We start from the raw sequence: 1,799 nt of genomic DNA on the forward strand, positions 1-1,799 counted from the left end.
TTCGCGGCCAGTCGGCGTATCGCGGCCAGCGGCACCGGCAGCCAGTCGGGGCGGTGCCGGGCCTCGTAGACGACCTCGTACACCGCCTTGTCCGTCTCGTATGCGCGCAGCAGCACGGGGTCGGTCCGCGGGTCGCTGCCGGAGACCTCGGCGTATCCGGCGCAGTACGCGGCCCGGCAGACGGTCGCCCAGTCCGTGTCCGGAGGGCTCTGCGAGTGGGCCGCGTAGTCGAAGGAGCGCAGCATCCCCGCGATGTCCCGGGCCACCGGCTGCGGCATCCGGCGCTCGGCGAGGGACTTGGACGGCTCGCCCTCGAAGTCTATGAGCGACCACTCGCCGTCCGGCGACCGCAGACACTGGCCCAGGTGCAGGTCCCCGTGGATGCGCTGGGCCGTCCAGGTGTTGCCCTCCGCCGCCAGGTCCGCCAGCGCCTCGAAGGCCGTGTGCAGGTCCGGCGCGTACGGTCGCAGCGCCGGCACCGCCTGCGCCGCCGCCTCCAGCCGCTCGGTCATCCCTCCGACGAGCAGCTCCAGTTGGGCCCGCCCCAGGGTGACTGTCGGCAGCGCCCGCGCCAGCGCCGTGTGGACCTCGGCCGTCGCCCGCCCCAGCGCCCGCGCCTCCGCGGCGAAGTCCTCACCCTTGGCCAGTTCGCGCAGCGCCAGCTCCCAGCCGTCGGCCGCGCCCTGCACGAAGGGCTGGAGCACGCCGAGCACGTACGAGTCCTCGGAGGAGGCCAGGTCCGCCATCAGCCAGCCCGCCGGAGCCGGCACCCGCGGGCACCCCTCGCGCGACAGCACCAGCGGCAGCTCCAGATCCGGGTTCATACCGGGCACGATCCGCCGCAGCAGCTTCAGGATGAACGTATCTCCAAAGACGATCGACGAGTTGGACTGCTCCGACGTCACCAGGCGCGGCATCAGCCCCGCCCGGATCTCCTGCCGCATGTCCCGCTCGCAGCGCAGCTCGCCGATACGCGCCCGTGCGCGCAGCGCTTCGAGAAGCACCTCGGCGGGCCGTGGGTCGTACAGCGCCTCGTACACCGTGCGCCCCGCCAGCGGCCCCTCCTCCAGACGCCCGATCAGCGCGGGCGCGAGCCGTGGCGGCAGCGTCTCCCGTACCCCGAGGAGCAGCTGGTAGCAGTCGGCGGGGTGCGCCGCGGCGCTCTGGAGGGGTACGAGCGGCTGGTGGGCCCGTACGAGAAGGTGGATCAGCCCCAGCTTCGAACTCACGGGCAGCAGTTCGGTCGCCGCCACCAGGCTGAAGCCGGTCACCGGGCGGCCCTTGCCCGCGAACCAGCGCTGCCGCGGCAGCCACTCCCTGAGCAGCGGATCCAGGGACGCGAGGAGGCCGGGACCGGTCGTACCGGTGGAGTGCCCGGTGTGCGTGACAGCTGCCGACGTGGCTTCCGACATGACGTGCGTCCTTTCCGCATTGGGTGGCGGAGGAGCGTCGGGTTGCGTGGAAGGGTTCCCAGGGCGGGACGGTGAAAACCGTCCCGCCCGCTTGGTGGCCGGGGCCGGGGCCGTGACCGGCGGATCGCGGAGCCGTAACCATCGGCGTTCAGGTCACCCGGGCGGGGGCGTCCTTGCCGGTTCAGATCACGAGAACGGCGCAACCGTACCACTACTCACCGTGGTGCAGTCATCACTGCTCACCGTGCTCTCGCCGCAAGCGGAACCAGTAGAAGCCGTGGCCTGCGAGGGTGAGCAGGTAGGGCAGTTCTCCGATGGCGGGGAAGCGGACTCCGCCGATGAGTTCGACGGGGTGGCGGCCGTTGAAGGTGCGCAGGTCGAGTTCGG

Annotated in this window: 2 protein-coding genes; both read right to left on the reverse strand. The window is 72.1% G+C overall.

Features of this window, described 5'->3' with window-relative positions; genetic code table 11:
- The coding region (locus tag FNH04_RS45595) for a maltokinase N-terminal cap-like domain-containing protein (RefSeq protein WP_152792089.1) at nt 1–1,412 on the reverse strand (1,412 nt) is incomplete at its 3' end.
- 232 nt (nt 1,413–1,644) lie between these two features.
- Nucleotides 1,645–1,799: alpha-glucosidase C-terminal domain-containing protein (locus FNH04_RS45600; RefSeq protein ID WP_194237052.1), on the reverse strand; the 155-nt coding region annotated here is incomplete at its 5' end.

It is taken from the genome of Streptomyces phyllanthi (assembly GCF_009377205.1).
GTDB lineage: Bacteria > Actinomycetota > Actinomycetes > Streptomycetales > Streptomycetaceae > Streptomyces > Streptomyces phyllanthi.